The sequence below is a fragment of the Stenotrophomonas sp. NLF4-10 genome, assembly GCF_022359915.1.
Lineage (GTDB): Bacteria > Pseudomonadota > Gammaproteobacteria > Xanthomonadales > Xanthomonadaceae > Stenotrophomonas > Stenotrophomonas daejeonensis.
The window spans coordinates 3236839-3254218 of record NZ_JAKSEE010000003.1 but is presented as its reverse complement, the minus strand read 5'-3'; the positions used below and the strand labels follow the sequence as shown (position 1 = coordinate 3254218).

Here is a 17380-nt window from a genome sequence, read left to right as displayed (position 1 = left end):
GAAGTATTTCGGGCCCGGCGCTTGTGGTGCTATCCGGCAATGCTGCCGGGGTGGATCAGAACTTCACGCGAGCGTTGAAGTAGTACTGGCGACCGTTGCTGTAGAACGCGGTCGGGATGCTGGCGCTCTGGTAGTACTTGTAGGTCGGGTCGTTGAGGTTCAGCGCATCCAGGCTGAAGCTCAGGTGGTCATTGACCTTGTAGCTCAGCGCCACCGACAGCGTGCCGAATTCGTCCTGGTAGTACGGGTTGGCACCGGACAGGCCGATCAGGAACTTCGAGCGGTAGGTGTAGCCCACGCGTGCACCGAAGGTGTCGTTCTCGAAGTAGGCACCCACGTTGTAGGTGTTCTTCGAGGTGCCGGTCAGGTTGTTGCTGCCGTCCGCCCAGGTGTGCGAGGTGCTGCCATCGGCGTAGGTGTAGTTGGTGGTGATGCCGAAGTTGTCGCCGAGCGGCTGCTCGTACACGAACTCCACGCCGGTGACCTTGCCGTCGGAATTGACCGGCACCGAGACGTTGTACGGCTCCAGCTGGTGGGTCAGTTCGCTGAACAGCATCTGGGTCTCGGTGCCGAAGGCCACGTAGTCCTTCAGGTTCATCGAGTAGGCGCCGATCGACAGCAGGCCGCGCGGCATGAAGTACCACTCGAGGTTGGCATCGAAGTTGGTGGACAGGATCGGCTTCAGGTGCGGGTTGCCGCCGCCGCCGGTCTTGTTCAGGTCCGAACCCCAGGACGAAGCACCCAGTGCCGAGAAGTCCGGCAGCGTCTGGGTCTGCGACGCAGCGAAGCGGAACACCAGGTTGTCGGCCATGTCGAACTTGATGTTCGCGCTCGGCAGGATGCGGCTGTGCTTGTTGCTGGTGTTCACGATCTTCCAGCCACCCCACACCGGGCAGCCCCAGCCGCAGGGATCGGGGCCCGGGCCCTGGGCGAACAGGCTGGTGACATCGGCGTTGGCGACGTCGCTGACCGACTGGTAGGACATGATGTCCTGGTCGATGTTGACGTAGCGCAGGCCGACGTTGCCGCTCCAGCTGTCACCAATGAAGTTGGCCTGCACGTAGGCGGAGAAGTTCTTCTCCTGCACCTTCCACTCGGCACCATAGTTGTGGCGGCCATTCGGGCCGTCATCGTCGGACAGCCAGGTGGAGTTGTTGACCACCGCGTCCTTCAGTGCGCCCGGGGTGAAGTACCACAGGTTGCGCGGGAAATCGCCGCCGATGTTGCTGGCGAAACCACCCGGATACGGTGAGGTGGCACCGTTCTGCAGCGCGCTCCAGATATCGCCGGGGCTGGCGCCTTCCGGGGACAGGGCTTCGCGCTTGTGGTCGGCGTAGCGGGCGCCGAAGTCGATCGAGCTCAGGGTGCCGTCGTTGAAGTACTGGCTGAAGTCGGCGGTGAACCACTTTTCCTTGTCTTCCGCGGTTACCTGCTGGTTGCCCCAGGTACCGAAGCTGGTCACGCCGGCCGGGGTGAGGTCGCCGCCGACGTTCCAGTCGATCGGAGAACCGTTGCCGTGGGTGCTCCAGCTGGCGCCGCCGCCGTTGGCCAGGGTCACCTCGGCGATGAACTGGCGCGGGGTCGAGCCTTCGCCCTTGGTGGAGCCGGCCTGGAACTTGGCGCTCAGGTTGTCGGTGACCTGCCAGTCGGCGTCGAGGGTGACGTAGCTGCTCTTGGCGGTGGCCTCGCGGTAGATCATGTCGTAGACCGCGTAGTCGGTACCCGCAACACCGGTGTACTTGGCATCGGTGAGCACGCCGTCCTTGACCACGTAGCCGGCATCCGGCGCCTGGCTGTTGGCGAAATGGCCGCCCCACATCATGAAGTTGCGGTTGTAGTTGTTGGCGTCCATCTTCGAGGTGAAGCCTTCGACGCCCAGGGTGAGGGTGTCGGACGGCTTGAACTGCAGGGACAGCAGGCCGCCCTTGCGCTCACGGGTCTGTTCGAACAGGGTCGAGCCGAGCAGGCCCGGTGCCCATACGCCGACCAGGTCGGGATTGGTGGCGGCCACCGGATCGGTGGCGCCGATCTGGAAGAAACCGCCCGGGATTTCCTGGGCTTCGCGGCGCAGCTCGCGCTTCTGGCTGAACGCCTGCACCATCACGCCGAAGGTGCCATCGTCGTTCTTGTAGTTGAACAGGCCCGACAGCTGCGGATCGTTGGACTCGGCCTGATCCGAGCGCACCAGGCCGACCGATGCCTCGGCGGTGATCTGGTTGGCGAACTCCAGCGGCTTGCGGGTGATGATGTTGACGGTACCGGTGGTGCCGCCGTCCTGCAGCTTGGCCTGCGAGGACTTGTTCACTTCCACCGAGCTGACCAGCTCGGACGGCAGCAGGGTGTAGCTGACGCTGCGGCCGACGTTATTGCCCTGGCTGAGTACGAACCAGTCGGCCGAGCCGACGCTGTGGCCGTTGATCAGGGTCTGGGTCAGGCTCGGACTGGTGCCGCGCAGGCTGACGCGGTCGGCTTCGTCGAAGCCGCCTTCATCGGCCGAGGACGAGCTGATGTTCACGCCCGGCAGGCGCTGCAGGGTGTCGGCGACGTTGTGCGCCGGCAGCTTGCCGACGTCTTCGGCGGTGACCACTTCGACGCGGCTGTTGGCTTCGCGCTTGGTGTCCAGCGACTTTTCCATCGAGCCGCGGATGCCGGTGACGATAACGGTGTCCAGGTCGGTGGCCTGGGGCTGCGCTTCCTGCGCGTGGGCGCCGAAGGCAAGGCAGCTGACGATGGCTGCCGAAAGCAGGGTCTTGCGATGCATGTTGTCTCTCCTCAACATCGGGGTGAATGGCACCGGGGTGCCGCGTTACTGCGTCTTGCTGGTGGTTCTGCTGCTTATGCTGCGAAGGCTTGGGTGGCCGACTTCTCCAGATACCAACTGGCCGCGCCGATGACGCCCAGTTGCCCGTGCTCGACCAGCTTCACGGGGATGCGCTGCAGCGCCTTCGTCATCGGCCCCTTGTTGAGGAAGCGTTCGACGAAGCTGCTGTTCAGAAGGAACTGGCCGATCTTCGGCAGGATGCCACCGGCCAGGTAGACGCCGCCCTGCACGCCGTAGAGCAGGGCCATGTCGCCGATGGTCGAACCCAGGATGCCGCAGAACAGCTGCAGGGTTTCGACCGCGAGCGGGTCGCTGCCGTCGCAGGCGGCGGCGCTGACCGCATCGGGCGTGGCATGCACCGGCGTGGCGCCGCGCACGGCGCACAGGGCGTTGTAGAGGTTGAGCAGGCCGGGACCGGACAGGGCCTGCTCGATCGACACGTGCGGGCGGTCATGCAGCATCTGCCGCAGCACCGCCAGCTCCAGTTCGGTGGTGGCGGCCAGCGAAGCCTGCCCGGCCTCGGTGGCGAGCACGACCGAGCGCTCGCCGACCGGGATCCACACCGCCGCGCCGAGGCCGGTGCCGGGGCCGACGACCAGCGTCGGGCCGCGCGGCGCGTCGGCCGGGCCGGTGAGCTGCAGCACCTGGCTGTCGCCGATGTGGGCCGCGGCGTGGGCGACGGCCTCGAAGTCGTTGACCAGGTGCACGTTGCGGAAGCCGAGCTCGTCGCGGATGCGGCCCGACGACAGCGGCCACGGCAGGTTGGCGGAAATGACGGTGCCGTCGGCCAGCGCGTAGCCGGCGGTGGCGATGACGCAGTCGGACACCGGCGGGTTGTGGCTGGCGAAGTCGGCCAGGATCGCGCCGAGGCCCGGATGGTCGGCGTTGCGGTACTTGCGGTAGGACAGCACCTCGATGGCGGAGCCGCTGCCGGCGCGGACCAGGCCGACGCGGACGTGTGTGCCGCCGACGTCGGCGGCATAGAACGGCTGTGGCGCGCGCTCGGGTGAAGAGGTCTGCAGTGTGGGGGCAGCAGCGATCACTCGGTTTCCCTGTGGCATGGGGCGCCGGTCAGGCGCCTTACGGGGGCCGAGTCTGTAATCGTTCTGACAACGATGTCAACGGATTTTTGCAACTTTCGATGCTGCAATGCGTCACATTTTGCGCGGGCTGTGGCGGTGCCGGGATCGTTGCATTCGACACCATGTAATTGATGTATCAAGTGCCTGCGCGGCAAGAGCATTGATGCGCGGCGCCCTGCGCTTTTCCGCATCGTCGCGCGGCGCCTCGCGGGCGGGATGCCCGGTTGACAAAGTTGTCAAGGCCAACGGATAAATGTGACAACGTTGTTCCCAGTTGCATGACCGGCGCGAGCCGCCCCTCACACGCTGCAGGAGCTTTTCCATGTCCGCTGTTCCCGCTTCCACGCCGCGCGCCGGCATGGCTTCGTCCATCGCCATCGTCGGTGGGTTGTTCTTCATCCTCGGCTTCTGTACCTGGATCAACGGGCCGCTGATCGCCTTCGTCAAACTGGCCTTCGAAGTCAGCGAGGTGTCGGCCTTCCTCGTGCTGATGGTGTTCTACCTGTCGTATTTCTTCCTCGCGCTGCCGGCCTCGTGGATCCTCGAGCGCACCGGCATGAAGAAGGGCCTGGCGCTGAGCCTGGCGGTGATGGCGGTGGGCGCGATGCTGTTCGGCCAGTTCGCCACCCAGCGCTGGTTCGCCGGCGCGCTCGGCGGCCTGTTCGTGATCGGCGGCGGCATGGCGCTGCTGCAGACCGCGGTGAACCCGTACATCTCCATCCTCGGCCCGATCGAGGGCGCGGCCCAGCGCATCGCGCTGATGGGCATCTGCAACAAGGTCGCCGGCATCCTCGCGCCGATCGTGATCGGCTCGCTGGTGCTGCACGGCATCGGCGACCTCGATGCGCAGGTGCAGGCCGCCGATGCGGCGACCCGGACGCAGCTGCTCAACGACTTCGCCGCCAAGATCCACACCCCGTACATGGTCATCGCCGGCGTGCTGCTGGTGGTGGCCATCGGCGTGCTGTTCTCGCCGCTGCCGGAAGTACGCGCGGCCGAGGCCAATGCCGGTGGCGCCGGCGGCAGTGCCGACAAGCGCAGCATCTTCCAGTTCCCGCATCTGTGGCTGGGCGTGCTGTGCCTGTTCCTGTACGTCGGTGCGGAAGTGATGGCCGGCGACGCCATCGGTACCTACGGCAACGGCTTCGGCCTGCCGCTGGACAGCACCAAGCTGTTCACCTCCTACACGCTGACGGCGATGCTGGTCGGTTACCTGGTCGGGCTGGTGCTGATCCCGCGCTTCGTTTCGCAGGAGCGCTGGCTGGCGGTGTCGGCGGCGCTGGGCGTGCTGTTCTGCGTGGGCGCCTACGTCACCCGCGATTACGTATCGGTAGGCTTCGTCGCCGCGCTGGGCTTCGCCAACGCGATGATGTGGCCGGCGATCTTCCCGCTGGCGATCCGCGGCCTGGGCCGTTTCACCCAGACCGGCTCGGCGCTGCTGGTGATGGGCATCGCCGGCGGCGCGATCATTCCGCAGCTGTTCGCGCTGCTCAAGCACCAGTACCCGGAGCAGTTCCAGCTGGTGTTCGCCGCGCTGATGGTGCCGTGCTACCTGTACATCCTGTTCTTCGCCGTGGCCGGGCAGCGTGCGGGGCGCGCGCACGGTGGCTGAATCGAGCATCATGGCGGCCATCCCAGCCAGGCAGGAAACAGGTATGCGCAGACCCACCATCAAGGACGTCGCCGAGCGCGCCAAGGTGTCGCTCAAGACGGTATCGCGGGTCATCAACAACGAGCCTTCGGTGATGCAGGCCACCCGTGCGCGCGTGCTGCGCGCGGTGGCCGAGCTGGACTACGAGCCGGACCCGTCGGCGCGCAACCTGCGCAGCAATACCTCCTTCGTGATCGGGCTGGTGTACGACAACCCCAACCCGTACCACATCATCGGCGTGCAGAACGGCGTGCTGTCGGCCTGCCGCGAAACCGGCTTCGGCCTGCAGATCCACCCCTGCGACGCGACCTCGCCGATGCTGGCCGAGGAACTGGCCGACTGGGTGCAGCGCTCGCGGCTGGCCGGGCTGGTGCTGACCGCGCCGATGTCCGAGCGCCCGGAACTGGTGGCCGCGCTCACCGCGCGCGGCATCAAGACCGTGCGCATCATCGCCGCCACCGAGGACCCGGACGACGGCCCCTGCGTGTTCGTCGACGACCGCGATGCGGCCTACGAGATCACCGAGCACCTGATCCAGCTCGGCCACCAGCGCATCGGCTTCCTGTGGGGCGGGCCGGAGCACCGCTCCAGCGGTGAGCGCCATGCCGGCTACGAGGCGGCGCTGAAGGACTACGGCATCCCGCTGGACAAGCACCTGGTGGTGCCGGGCGACTACACCTTCGATGACGGTTTCCGCGGCGCGCGGCGCCTGCTGGCGTTGCGCGAGCCGCCCACCGCGATCTTCGGCTCCAACGACGAAATCGCCGCCGGCGTGCTGGCCGCGGCCAATTCGGTCGGCCTGAACGTGCCCTACGACCTGTCCATCGCCGGCTTCGAGGACAGCCCGTTCTCGCGCCAGTCGTGGCCGCCGCTGACCACCGCCAAGCAGGCCACCGGCGACATCGCCCGGCATGCCGCGCGCCTGCTGATCAACCAACTGCGCACCGACGCCTACGACGACAACCCGATGCAGTTGCAGAACCAGGGTTTCGTGCCGCAGCTGGTGGTGCGCGGCTCCACCGCGCCGCTGCGCCAGCAGCCGCTGCGGCCAGCGACTTCCTCCCCCGATCTTTCCGAGTAGACCCATGTTGCCCAGCGAGACCGAAACCCTGATGTTCAACGAGGCGGCTTCCAGCGCCGCCGTCATCGCCGCCCAGTACGCGCGCAACCGCGAGGTGGTGCAGGCGCTGGCCGCCGACCTGCGGCAGAACCCGCCGCCGTTCGTGGTGACCTGCGCGCGCGGCAGCTCGGACCATGCCGCCACCTACGCCAAGTACCTGTTCGAGACCCAGCTCGGGCTGGTCACCGCGTCGGCGTCGCCGTCGGTCGGTTCGGTCTACGAGGCCTCGCAGCAGTTGCGGGGCGCGCTGTACCTGGTGATCTCGCAGTCGGGCAAGAGCCCGGACCTGCTGCGCAACGCCGAGGCGGCCAAGGCCGCCGGCGCGCGCGTGGTGGCGCTGGTCAACGTCGAGGATTCGCCGCTGGCGCAGCTGGCCGACACGGTGATCCCGATGGCCGCCGGCGCCGAGCGCAGCGTGGCCGCGACCAAGAGCTACCTCGCCTCGCTGGCGGCCATCCTGCAACTGGGCGCGTACTGGCGGAACGACCCGGCGCTGATCGCCGCGCTCGACGCGCTGCCGGCGGCGCTGTCGCAGGCATGGGAGTGCGATTGGAGCGCGGTGACCGATGGCCTGGTCGAGGCCCACAACCTGTTCGTGGTCGGCCGCGGCCCCGGCCTGGCCGCCGCGCAGGAGGCGGCGCTGAAGTTCAAGGAAACCTGCGGCCTGCACGCCGAGGGCTACAGCTCGGCGGAAGTGAAGCACGGCCCGATGGCGCTGGTGGGCAAGGATTTCCCGGTGCTGGCCTTCGCCCAGCCCGACGAAACCGGCGCCGGCACCCGCGCGCTGGCCGATGAATTTGCCGCTCGCGGTGCCCGTGTGTGGCTGGCCGGCGAGGGCGGCAACCTGCCGGTCGCCACCGCACCGCACCCGCTCTGTGCGCCGCTGCTGACGGTGCAGAGCTTCTACCGCGCGATCAACGCACTGGCGTTGCGCCGTGGCTTCAACCCGGATTTGCCGCCGCATTTGAACAAGGTGACCGAGACGGTGTGACGCTTTTCCCTTCTCCCGGCGGGAAGGGGCGGAGTTTCCCGTAGGTGCCGGGCTTGCCCGGCACGGGGACTTCGCGGAAATGCATACGGGGCAAGCCCCGTATCCACAGCAGGTAGGCCGGGGTTACACCCCCGGCGTTCGGGGAGTGCCGGTGTCGGGGGTGTAACCCCGACCTACGACCAAACTCCAGCAGCAGGAAACCGGAAAGATGACCAGTTACGCATTGACCAACGCCCGCGCCCTGACCGACGACGATTTCCAGTCCGGCATCGCCGTGTGGGTGCAGGACGGCAAGGTTGCCAGGCTGTTGCCGGAAGCGGCGCTGCCGGCGGGCCTGCCGCGCCATGACCTCGGCGGCGGCTGGCTGCTGCCCGGCTTCATCGACGTGCAGGTCAACGGCGGCGGCGGCGCGCTGCTCAACAACACCCCGGACGTGGATGCACTGCGCGCGATGATGCGCGGCCACCGCCGTTTCGGCACCACCGGCATGCTGCCGACGCTGATCAGCGATGACGCGGCGGTGATGGCGGAGGCCATTGCCGCGGTGCGCCAGGCCATCGCCGAAGGCGTGCCGGGCATCCTCGGCATCCACCTGGAAGGGCCGTACATCGCGCCGGCACGCAAGGGCACCCACGACGCCGGCAAGTTCCGCGTGCCGGGGGCGGAGGAGGTGGCGATGGCCACTTCGCTGGACAACGGCGTCACCCTAATCACGCTGGCGCCGGAGCGAGTGCCGGTGGCGACCATTGCCGCGATGGTCGGCAACGGCGCCATCGTCTGCGCCGGCCACACCGCCGGCACCTACGAGGAAACCCGCGCCGGGCTGGACGCCGGCATCACCGGCTTCACCCACCTCTACAACGCGATGACGCCGTTGCAGGGGCGCGAGCCCGGCGTGGTCGGCGCGGCGCTGGAGGATGCGGCCAGCTGGGTCGGGGTGATCGTCGATGGCGTGCACGTGCACCCGGCCAGCCTGCGCGTGGCGCTGGCGGCCAAGCCGCGCGGCAAGGTGCTGCTGGTGACCGACGCGATGCCGATGGTGGGCGCGGACGATCCTTCGTTCGAGCTGTATGGCGAGGTCATCACCGCGGTGGATGGCGTGGTGCGCAATGCGGCCGGCTCGCTGGCCGGTTCGGCGCTGGACATGGCCACGGCGGTGCGCAACACGGTCAACCTGCTGGGCCTGCCGCTGGCGGAGGCGGCACGGATGGCGTCGACGTATCCGGCACAGTTCCTGCGGCTGGATGATCGCTACGGGCGCATCGAGGAGGGGTATCAGGCGGATTTCGTACTGCTGGACGAGGCGTTGCAGGTGCAGGCCACCTGGATCGCGGGCCAGCAGGATTGATGTAGCCCCTCTCCCTTTGGGGCGAGATGGCGCGGTTTGCGCGCCACTGGCGCGCGTGCCTTCGAGTGCCCACGCCGCTGGCGTGGGCCGGGGCGCGGAGCGGGGGTTGGGGTGAGGGGCAATGGAGTCCAGATGCTGGGTTGATGGGTAAAGCAAAGGCTTTCACTCCTGCTGCGCAGGAGCGAGTTACTTCTCTTTGCTCGTGCAAAGAGAAGGTAACCAAGAGAAACACGGCCGGACGCGAGCCGATGCGGCTGCGCCACATCGGTCCCCTGCGCTCCTCGCGGAACGAGGGGACGGCGCACAACTCGCTTCGCTCAGACACGTGCGCCTCTTCGCCCCTCGTTCCACTGCGGTGCTCGGCTCGCTCTACGGCAGGGAAGTCAAAAGCCGAAAGGCAAAATCACTGGCAACGGCAACGGCAACGGCAACGGCAACGGCAACGGCAACGGCAACGGCAACGGCAACGGCAACGGCATGCTTTTGCTCGTCATGACCGGACATGCGTCCGTTGAATGCCCCGCGAAGGCGGGAATCGCTTCACAACAGCCGCAGGCTGGTAATCGCTCTTCGATGGATTGCTCGAAAGCCTCCTGACACTTGATTGCACGGGACACCACCCATGACCAGCTCCCAATCCGGCCAAACACCCACTCGCTACGCCTCGGTCGATGCGCTGCGCGGCATCACCGTCGCGGCGATGCTGCTGGTCAACAACCCCGGCACCTGGAGCCACGTGTTCGCGCCGCTGGAGCATGCGCAGTGGAACGGCTGCACGCCCACCGACCTGATCTTCCCGTTCTTCCTGGTGATCGTCGGCGTGTCGATCGGGCTCGGCGTGGTGCCGCGGGTCGAGCAGGGCGGTGACCGTGCCGCGCTCACCCGTACCGTGCTGGTGCGGGCCCTGCGCATCCTCGGCCTCGGGCTGTTGCTGCACCTGCTGGCATGGTGGTGGCTGGACCTGCCGCATTACCGGCCGTGGGGCGTGCTGCAGCGCATCGGCCTGTGCTTCGCCATCGCCGGCATGGCGGCCATCTGGTTGTCCGCACGCATGCAGTGGCTGTGCATCGGCCTGCTGCTGGGCGGCTACGCCGCCCTGCTGGTGGCCGGTGGGACGTCGCCGTGGCACAACCTGCCCAGCCGCGTGGACACCGTCCTGCTCGGCCCGTTGCTCTACCAGTACGATGCCGCCACCGGGCTGGGGCATGACCCGGAAGGCCTGTTGTCCACGCTGGGGGCGCTGGCCTCTACCCTGCTCGGCTTGCATGCCGCCGCGCTGTTGCGCAGCGGCCGTCCGCTGCGACTGCTGGCGGCAGCCATCGTGCTGCTGGTCGCCGGCGGCGTGTGGTCGCACTGGCTGCCGATCAACAAGAACCTGTGGACGCCGTCCTACGTGCTGTGGACGGCCGGCTGGGCGTATGCCGCGCTATGGCTGGCGCATCGGCTGGTAGACCGCAATGGCTGGCCGGCGCTGGGCCGGCGCTTCGGCGTCAACGCCATCACTGCCTATGCCGGCTCCGGCGTCATGGTGCTGGCAATGCTGGGCACGGGGAGTTGGGGCTGGTTGTACGCGCAGGTGTTCGACCGCTGGATCACCCCGCTGGCCGGCGCCGAAACCGCCTCGCTGGCGATGGCGCTGTCCTTCGTCGCGTTGTGGTGGCTGCCGATGGCCTGGCTGGACCGGCGGCGGATCTACCTGAAGATCTGAATGCGGCGCGTTTGAAAGAAAGTGTGATCGGGTGATCGGATTCGGCCGCTTTTCACGATTGGGTAGGTAAGCGCCGGGGAATCAGGGCGCCGTCCATCCATCTGCCGGGGAAATGCATGAGCCGTCGTCCTGTCTGCCTGCCGCGGACCGAAAACACGCACCGTCCCGCCCATCTGCCGGAGAAGCGGCAATGAGCGCCTGGATCGGCAACCGGCCGCCGCTGATCCGCCTGCTGGGCGAATGCCGCATCGGCGACGACGACCGGCCGCAGCGGCTGGCCTATCGCAAGGGCTGGGCCCTGCTGGCCTACCTGGCGGTGGAGCGCACGCGCACCCACCGGCGCAGCCAGATCGCGGCCATGCTGTGGCCCGAGCTGGAGCAGCAGGCGGCATTGACCAACCTGCGGCAGGTGCTGCGCGACCTGAACCAGGCGCTGCACGCCGCGGTGGGCGAGGGCGTGCTGCTGGTGGACCGCGAAACCGTGCGGCTGTGCCCGCAGGCCTCGCAGGGGCTGCTGGACATCGACCTGCTGGAAAGCGGCGGCGCCGACGCCGACTGGCTGCTCGATGCCGGCGAATTGCTGGACGGCATCGTGCTGGACCATTGCGACGATTTCGGCGAATGGCTGCTGGGCGTCCGCTCGTGGACGTGGCGGCGCCTGCTGGGGGCATTGGAACGCCGCCGCGACGACGCGGCCGCCGGCGGTGACCTGGGGCTGGCCGTGCGCTTGGCCCGCCGGCAGGTATCGCTGGACCGCTGGGACGAGGCCGGGCAGCGCGGGCTGATGCGCCTGTACCAGCAGATGGGCAAGCCCGGCATGGCGCTGGAGTGCTACCGCATGCTGGAGGAGCACCTGCGGCGCGAACTGGACGTGGAGCCGCAGGCGGCGACGCGCGCGCTGGCCGCGGAGATCGAGCAGCATGTCCCACGCTTTCCCGCACCACCGCCGATGCGTGCTGCCCGCATGAACCAGTTGTGGGCGGGCATGGCGGCGTAAGGGTTGTCCGTGGTGCCGTAGGTGCCGGGCTTGCCCGGCACGGGATTTCACCGGGGAGGCTTCATGTGGGGCAAGCCCCGCATCCACGAGGGGCCGGCGTTCCATCGTGGGTGTCAGGTTTGTCCGGCACGGTTTCACTCAGGGGCTACCTCTACCTGCACACTCCAAGATACCGTCATGGCAGCGGCATCCTGGGATGCGTGTCAGTTCGAATAATCGAATTGGCTGGCGGTATCGCGCACCGTCTTGTCGGGGTACAGCCCAAGCATGTCCGCGCGCCGGGCATCGACGGTGATGGCTTGCTCCAGTCCGCCGGCAAGGCCGGGGTAGTTCTGGGTCTTGGAGAACTCTTCCAGCAGTTCCCTGGAGGAGGTCGCGTAGGTGTCGGAGAGGCCCTTCATCACTCCAGCAGCAATCATCCCGCCTACCGCCGAGGCGAGGCCGCCGGTGGCTACTGCCACGCGCCAATTCCAGGCGCCATACTTGAGGATCGTCTCGGCGATGGTGTCGAATATGCCGGCGGTGGCGCTGGTGATCTGCCCGGCTGCGGTGACCAGGCCGGCATCGGCGCTTTTGACGTTGGCTTCCGCCAGGTCGAGCATGATCGCCAATTGTTCCTGGTAGTCGTACATGGCGGGGGTGGCCAAGCGCGCGGCTGCGGCCACGTTGGCATGGGCGTAGAGGGCGGCGCCATAGCTCTCGCCGCAGCGCAGCCGGGTCCAGAGCTGTTCCAGCCCGATGGCGCGGACCTTGTCGTGGTAGGTGGCGGACGAGGGCTGGCGCGGCGAATGGAAGGCCAGCGAGGTGCCAGTGTGCTCGGGTGCAGGCGACAGACGGTCGGTCATTGCCAGTGCATAGGCGACGTTGCCGGCGATCAGGCCCGGTGCATCCTCGTCCCGGGTGTGCAGGAAGTTGGGGCTGGGCGGCAGCAGCGAGGCATCGCGGATGGCTTCGCAGAAGTCCAGGCCGTTGTCGCGCAGTTGCGGCAAGTCCTCGCAGGTAGCCCCGGTAGCGGGCAGGTGGGCGCAATTGTCATTGAAACGGACAATTGCCGCGGCCTGGATGTCCTTGGAATTGGCAATCACCTGCAGGGTCTGTGCGCGGTCGGCGGCCTGGGCCAGGTCCGCGTCCACGGTTTTCTCTGAGGTCTTGTCGTCCCATTCCGGGATGGTGAGGGTGCCGTTCCGGCGCAGCACGCCATAGCGGATGGTGGCGGCGCGGCGGTCGGGCAGGCCGATGCTGGCATAGGGCAACTGGCCCACCGCCTGGCCGCCGCCGCAGTCCTCGCGGCCATCGGCGTCGGTGTCGGGGCAAGGCAGGCGTGACTGGATGGCGGCAAAGCCCATTACCGCGTCATCGGCGCGTTGCAGCAACTCGCGTTGGACGACCTGTTGGTGCTCGCTGGACTGCAGTTGTATCCAGCGCACCAGCAGGACGCCAATGATGCCCAGGATCACCAGGGCCACGGTGAGTTCCAGCAGCGAGAAGCCACGGTGGCGCTTGGATGCTGCGGGTGTGGTTGCGGAGTGCATCGTCATTGCTCCAGTCCTGCTTTTTCAAGCTTGACCGCGTCAAGGTTGGCGTCGAGGTACAGCGTGTCGATCCGGGTCTGTGCTGTTTCGGCCCTGACCAGGTTGTCTTCGGCGTCCTTGACGCCCTGTACGGCGCTTGCCTTGTCCTTCTCGGCCGCATCGACCTGTATGGCGGCAAAGATGATGGAGCCGACGGCGACGGCGTGCTCGCCGATACCGACGCCGATGGCGATCCCTTCCGGTGGCCAGCCGGCCGCGGTCAGGGTGATGGCAATGGCCTCGTCAACAATGGCCATTGCCAGGCCAACCCCCGCAAAGGCAAGGCCGGCTTCGGCCTGTTCCAGGGTCAGCTTGGCGACCTTGACGTCAAACGTGCGGAACTTTTCGTTGAAGTCGGCCATGCGTTTGGCGCTGTAGCTGGCCAGTGCGCTTTGCGCGCTGCCCTGGGCGCGGGCCAGCCGGTCCGGGCAGGACAGGCGCGCGGCGAACTCGCCGGGGCCGGCGGCGGCCAGTGCGACCGTTTCCGTCGTGGCGCTGCCCGGCAGCATCTGTGCCGTCTTGTCCCATACCTCGCCGGCATCGGCGCGGTCCTGGCCGCTGCCGCCGGAGTGGGCGAGGTAGTAGGCCACCGGCATCCCCAGCCCGCCCAGGGAGGTACCGCCGCGCTGGTCCAGCAGCAGCCGCATGCAGAAATCCAGGCCGTTGACGTTGCCCGCGGTCTGCGCGTCGTAGTCGGGCGGGAGCAAGGGGCGGAACAGGTCGCCCGCCGGCTGCAGGAAATGCGGCTGCACCTGGTAGTGGATGCGCATCCGCGACCCCAGTGCCAGGTCATTGACCGGCAGCCAGCCGGCGGCACTGCCGGCGTCGGCACGGCCATCGCCGTCGCTGTCGGCGGCGGGCATGCGTGCATGTACACGGGCATAGCCAAGCAGCGCCTCTTCGGCCTGGGACAGTTCCTGCTGCTGGTGCTCGCGGTCGAGGATGTGGCTGCCCAGCGGCAACAGCGTGACCAGCAGCACGGTCAGCAGCGCAGAGATGACCAGGCCGACGGCCAGTTCCACCAGCGACCAGCCTTGCTGGCGGGCGGGGCATGCAGGAAAGGTCATGGTGTGGTCACCGGTTGCGGGCCAACCGAGCCGCGCGCGTCGGCGCGTTCCAGCACCGTCTCGGCACCAAAGCTGACCGGGCTGGCGTTCTTGCCGCCAGGTTCTGCCAGGTCGGTGCCAAGCAGAGCCTGGTACTGCGCTTCCAGGCTGTCGAATTCTTTCTTGAGGCCGCCGTCACCTTTTCCATCGCCATCCAGATCCTCGCCTTCATAGGCAATTCTGGCCAGCTTGGTGGCCTCCTGAGCGCGCATCCAGTCATCGTAGCCACGGCTGTAGGGGTAGCGCTGGCAGTAGATGCCATGTTTGTAGGCATCGCCCCAGCCCATGTTCCACCAAGTGCCATTGAAGAAGCGGCACAGGTCCTTGTTGTAGATCTCCAGATTGCCGGTTACCAGCAACGGCGCGACGGAGCCGGTGTAGGGCTCCGGTGCGTAGTAGGGCACCCAGCGTTCACCCCAGCAGATAGCGTCTTTACCGTCCACCGTGCATGGCCAGGAATAGGACTCCTTGTTGCGGTTATCGTTCTGTGAATCCAGCCACTTGTAGTCGGTGGGGTTGCCGTCGGCGTCCTTGATGATCTCGATGGCGTGGTGGAACCAGCCGCCGGGGTAGGCCATGCGGGGGGCGGGCGCAGTGGAATACTTGGTTGCCTGGTCGGTCATTTGGGCCAGCGCGGCCTGTTCTTCAGCCTTTTTTGCAGTCAGCTTTTCCTGCATCCGGATTCTGCAGGTGGCGTTGGGGTTCTTGTCCTCGATGAGGATCTTTTCGCCGGGGTCGTTCGGGTCGATGTCGTGGCGCTTGCAGGTATCGATGTAGGTGACGGCTTCCTCCGCGTTGTCGCACTTCTGCTTGTTGACCTTGTCGGTCTGGTCCTTGGCGCAGTCGGTATCGCGTTCGTCCTGCATGCCTTTGAAGATTGCCTTGGCCGTCCCATCGCCGACGAACCACTGGTCCCAGCGCTTCTGCTGTTCTTCTGCCTCCTTCTTCGCTTCCTCCACGCTGCGGTTGGCTTCGACCCACTTTTTGGCAAATTCGCGCTTGGCGATGGCTTCGGCCACGGCTTTGTCCCAGTCGAATTCGTAACGCTTCTCTTCGCGCCGGTTGTACGCGCCGTCCTTGACCGTGCTGGTGCTGCCATCCGGCGCAGTTTCGATGTGGCTTCCTACATGGACGCAGTCATTGCCCTGCTTGTCGTATTCGCCATTGTTGGCGCCTACGTGATCGCAGAACACGTCAATCACTTCCTTCCTGTAGCGGCGGCCGGATTGCTCAAGGTCATTGCTGTAGGGGCTGATGCGGTCCTTGATGTGCTGGTCATCCCACGGCGTAATCCGGTTGACGAACAGCAACGTGGAATGCTCGGCCAACGCATCCCACTGTTCCTTGGCCTTGACGAGCTTGTCGTCTAGGCCCGGCGGATTGTTGTCGATCACGTATTCGTATTCGTACAGCGGCACGCCGTTGCTATCGAACATCTGCTTGCCGTCTTTGTCGCGCTTGGGGATGGGGAAGCCCTGTTCATCCAGTTTCTTGACCGGCTTGCCGTCTTTGTCGAGCTTTGCCGTATTTTCGGGTGCGCAGGGGTTGTCGCTGTAGGGGTAGGGCTTGTAATCCTTGTATTTATCCTCGCTGGGATAATTTTTCGGCGGATCATTGCCATACAGCTTGCAGGCCATCTGCTTGATCGTCGATTCCAGGTCAGCGGGTTTTTCCTCAGCCGCTTTCTTGGCGCGGTCACGGGCGTCGATGGTCATGGACAGCGCCTGTGCAGTGGGCACCAGCGCACCGATCTTGACGCCGAGGGCGACGGCTTGGGCCACGACACCGCCGACGGTTGACACGGCCAGGCCCGTGGCCTTGAGGGGTACATCAAAGCATGTGGTACCCAGCGAGGCGATGCAGGTGACAATTGCGGCGACCAACTCTACGGCTGCTGTGACCATTGTCGAGATGGCGTCGGTTATCTGCCCGACCGACAGCACCACCGCAGCAATCGCCACGGCTTGGGCAAAGCCGGCGGCGACAACCGAAGCGTTGGTGTTGCCGACGTTGTTGTCCTGCAACGCAGCAAGGGTGTCGTGCATGGTGACGGCTGCGGCCAGCATGTCCATGCTGGCCAGGGAGACGTCGTAGGTGGGCAGGGAGTCGGTGACCGCCGCCATTGCAAAGGGTACGGGCGCACTGGCTGCCGCAGCGGTGTGGTCACTTTGCATCCGGCAGCCCAGCATCTGGCCGACGGTGTCGAAGGTACGGATGCGGACCCGGTCGTCGTAGCCGGAATCCCACTCGCGCCAAGGCGCTTCCAGTGCCTTGGAGGCGGTGTTGGCGTTGCTGTCGTCCAGCCTCCCGGTGGTGCCTGCCTGCGGGCCGGCGGCGGCAATGCCGTAGGCCACGTTGACGGGCAGGCCGCTGCGGGCCTGGACGTTGGCCAGCGTGGCGCTGGGGGTGGCGTCGGTGGCCAGGGCCAGGGTGCGGCACAGGTCCAGGCCGTTGATGGAGCCCATTTCGCGGGTTTCGGTCGGTTCGCCTTTGTCGTTCGTGGCGACGACGATCTCGCGGTTCTCGCCGTCCAGCCCCGCCGGTTGGTAGGCGTTGCCGACGTCGGCCAGGTCGAGCTGGTTGCCGGTGTCGCCGCGGTAGACCATGTAGGCCATCGGCCCAACCTGCGGCCCGTTGCCGCTGGCACCGGCCAGACTGCGCCACGGCAGCCAGCCCTTGCTGCGTCCGGCGCTGCAGTCCTCGTACTGGTTGGGCAGCTGCGCCGGACAGGGCAGCCGCGAATGGGCCGCGGCGAAAGCGACGATGGCCTCGTCGGCCCAGCGCAGGTCCTGCTCCTGGGTGAGCGCCTGGGAGGGGGCTTTTTTCGATTGGAGCAGGATCGCACCGGCGCCCAACGTGGCGGCGACCAGCAGCAGGACCAGCATCACCTGGACCAGGCCGATGCCGGATTGCCTGCCCGCGTGGGGACGAGGGAAATGGGATATGCGCATGTTGGGCGGTTGCATGCTCATGGTCGTGGTCCTG

The 17380-nt window shown here is 66.8% G+C and carries 12 protein-coding genes; 6 read left to right on the top strand and 6 right to left on the bottom strand.

Going from position 1 to position 17380, the window contains the following annotated elements; all coding sequences use genetic code 11:
* Nucleotides 1-55 precede the first annotated feature (55 nt).
* Both MIC98_RS15475 and MIC98_RS15470 read right to left on the bottom strand, forming a co-directional pair.
* Entirely contained in the window at nt 56-2761 is a 2706-nt protein-coding gene (locus tag MIC98_RS15475; RefSeq protein ID WP_239737757.1) for a TonB-dependent receptor, read from the bottom strand.
* 74 nt (nt 2762-2835) lie between these two features.
* Nucleotides 2836-3861: a glucokinase family protein gene (locus MIC98_RS15470; RefSeq protein WP_057641159.1), complete on the bottom strand. Its 1026-nt coding sequence runs from the start codon at nt 3859-3861 to the stop codon at nt 2836-2838.
* Between the two features lie 364 nt (nt 3862-4225).
* Here MIC98_RS15470 and MIC98_RS15465 point away from each other — a divergent pair, with 364 nt between their 5' ends.
* The 4 genes from MIC98_RS15465 (at nt 4226) to nagA (ending at nt 9013) form a co-directional block, all read left to right on the top strand.
* Nucleotides 4226-5515, top strand: a complete 1290-nt coding sequence (locus tag MIC98_RS15465) for a sugar MFS transporter (protein WP_239737756.1) — start codon at nt 4226-4228, stop codon at nt 5513-5515.
* A 43-nt stretch (nt 5516-5558) separates the two neighbouring features.
* Nucleotides 5559-6635: a LacI family DNA-binding transcriptional regulator gene (locus MIC98_RS15460; protein ID WP_057641153.1), complete on the top strand. Its 1077-nt coding sequence runs from the start codon at nt 5559-5561 to the stop codon at nt 6633-6635.
* A gap of 4 nt (nt 6636-6639) precedes the next feature.
* Nucleotides 6640-7665: an SIS domain-containing protein gene (locus MIC98_RS15455; RefSeq protein ID WP_239737755.1), complete on the top strand. Its 1026-nt coding sequence runs from the start codon at nt 6640-6642 to the stop codon at nt 7663-7665.
* A gap of 208 nt (nt 7666-7873) precedes the next feature.
* The gene (gene nagA / locus MIC98_RS15450; protein ID WP_239737754.1) at nt 7874-9013 is read left to right on the top strand and encodes an N-acetylglucosamine-6-phosphate deacetylase; all 1140 of its coding nucleotides are present in this window, start codon (nt 7874-7876) and stop codon (nt 9011-9013) included.
* Between the two features lie 369 nt (nt 9014-9382).
* Here the strand turns inward: nagA and MIC98_RS17075 are convergent, their stop codons facing one another.
* Nucleotides 9383-9517: a hypothetical protein gene (locus MIC98_RS17075; protein ID WP_275584515.1), complete on the bottom strand. Its 135-nt coding sequence runs from the start codon at nt 9515-9517 to the stop codon at nt 9383-9385.
* A 118-nt stretch (nt 9518-9635) separates the two neighbouring features.
* On the opposite strand from MIC98_RS17075, the gene MIC98_RS15445 reads away from it, so the two are divergent.
* Both MIC98_RS15445 and MIC98_RS15440 read left to right on the top strand, forming a co-directional pair.
* Complete coding sequence (locus tag MIC98_RS15445) at nt 9636-10721, top strand: heparan-alpha-glucosaminide N-acetyltransferase domain-containing protein (RefSeq protein ID WP_239737753.1); 1086 nt, start codon at nt 9636-9638, stop codon at nt 10719-10721.
* 190 nt (nt 10722-10911) lie between these two features.
* On the top strand, nt 10912-11718 hold the full coding sequence (locus tag MIC98_RS15440; RefSeq protein WP_239737752.1) for a BTAD domain-containing putative transcriptional regulator: 807 nt from the start codon (nt 10912-10914) through the stop codon (nt 11716-11718).
* A 203-nt stretch (nt 11719-11921) separates the two neighbouring features.
* Here MIC98_RS15440 and MIC98_RS15435 read toward each other — a convergent pair whose 3' ends face one another.
* The 3 genes from MIC98_RS15435 to MIC98_RS15425 are packed head-to-tail and all read right to left on the bottom strand — an operon-like array spanning nt 11922 to nt 17367.
* Nucleotides 11922-13256: a type II secretion system protein gene (locus MIC98_RS15435; RefSeq protein WP_239737751.1), complete on the bottom strand. Its 1335-nt coding sequence runs from the start codon at nt 13254-13256 to the stop codon at nt 11922-11924.
* On the bottom strand, nt 13253-14356 hold the full coding sequence (locus MIC98_RS15430) for a hypothetical protein (RefSeq protein WP_239737750.1): 1104 nt from the start codon (nt 14354-14356) through the stop codon (nt 13253-13255). Before MIC98_RS15430 ends, MIC98_RS15435 begins: the two co-directional genes overlap by 4 nt.
* Nucleotides 14353-17367 (bottom strand): hypothetical protein, encoded by a 3015-nt coding sequence (locus MIC98_RS15425; RefSeq protein ID WP_239737749.1) that lies wholly within the window; start codon nt 17365-17367, stop codon nt 14353-14355. The genes MIC98_RS15430 and MIC98_RS15425 overlap by 4 nt, the downstream gene beginning before the upstream one ends.
* Nucleotides 17368-17380: the final 13 nt, after the last annotated feature.

What these genes read in the sequence shown, in the direction of transcription:
- nagA (WP_239737754.1), top strand. Translation starts at nt 7,874, where the DNA reads ATGACCAGTTACGCATTGACCAACGCCCGCGCCCTGACCGACGACGAT.
- MIC98_RS15455 (WP_239737755.1), top strand. Translation starts at nt 6,640, where the DNA reads ATGTTGCCCAGCGAGACCGAAACCCTGATGTTCAACGAGGCGGCTTCC.
- MIC98_RS15435 (WP_239737751.1), bottom strand. Translation starts at nt 13,256, where the DNA reads ATGACGATGCACTCCGCAACCACACCCGCAGCATCCAAGCGCCACCGT.
- MIC98_RS15475 (WP_239737757.1), bottom strand. Translation starts at nt 2,761, where the DNA reads ATGCATCGCAAGACCCTGCTTTCGGCAGCCATCGTCAGCTGCCTTGCC.
- MIC98_RS15430 (WP_239737750.1), bottom strand. Translation starts at nt 14,356, where the DNA reads ATGACCTTTCCTGCATGCCCCGCCCGCCAGCAAGGCTGGTCGCTGGTG.
- MIC98_RS15440 (WP_239737752.1), top strand. Translation starts at nt 10,912, where the DNA reads ATGAGCGCCTGGATCGGCAACCGGCCGCCGCTGATCCGCCTGCTGGGC.
- MIC98_RS15465 (WP_239737756.1), top strand. Translation starts at nt 4,226, where the DNA reads ATGTCCGCTGTTCCCGCTTCCACGCCGCGCGCCGGCATGGCTTCGTCC.
- MIC98_RS15460 (WP_057641153.1), top strand. Translation starts at nt 5,559, where the DNA reads ATGCGCAGACCCACCATCAAGGACGTCGCCGAGCGCGCCAAGGTGTCG.
- MIC98_RS17075 (WP_275584515.1), bottom strand. Translation starts at nt 9,517, where the DNA reads ATGTCCGGTCATGACGAGCAAAAGCATGCCGTTGCCGTTGCCGTTGCC.
- MIC98_RS15445 (WP_239737753.1), top strand. Translation starts at nt 9,636, where the DNA reads ATGACCAGCTCCCAATCCGGCCAAACACCCACTCGCTACGCCTCGGTC.
- MIC98_RS15425 (WP_239737749.1), bottom strand. Translation starts at nt 17,367, where the DNA reads ATGAGCATGCAACCGCCCAACATGCGCATATCCCATTTCCCTCGTCCC.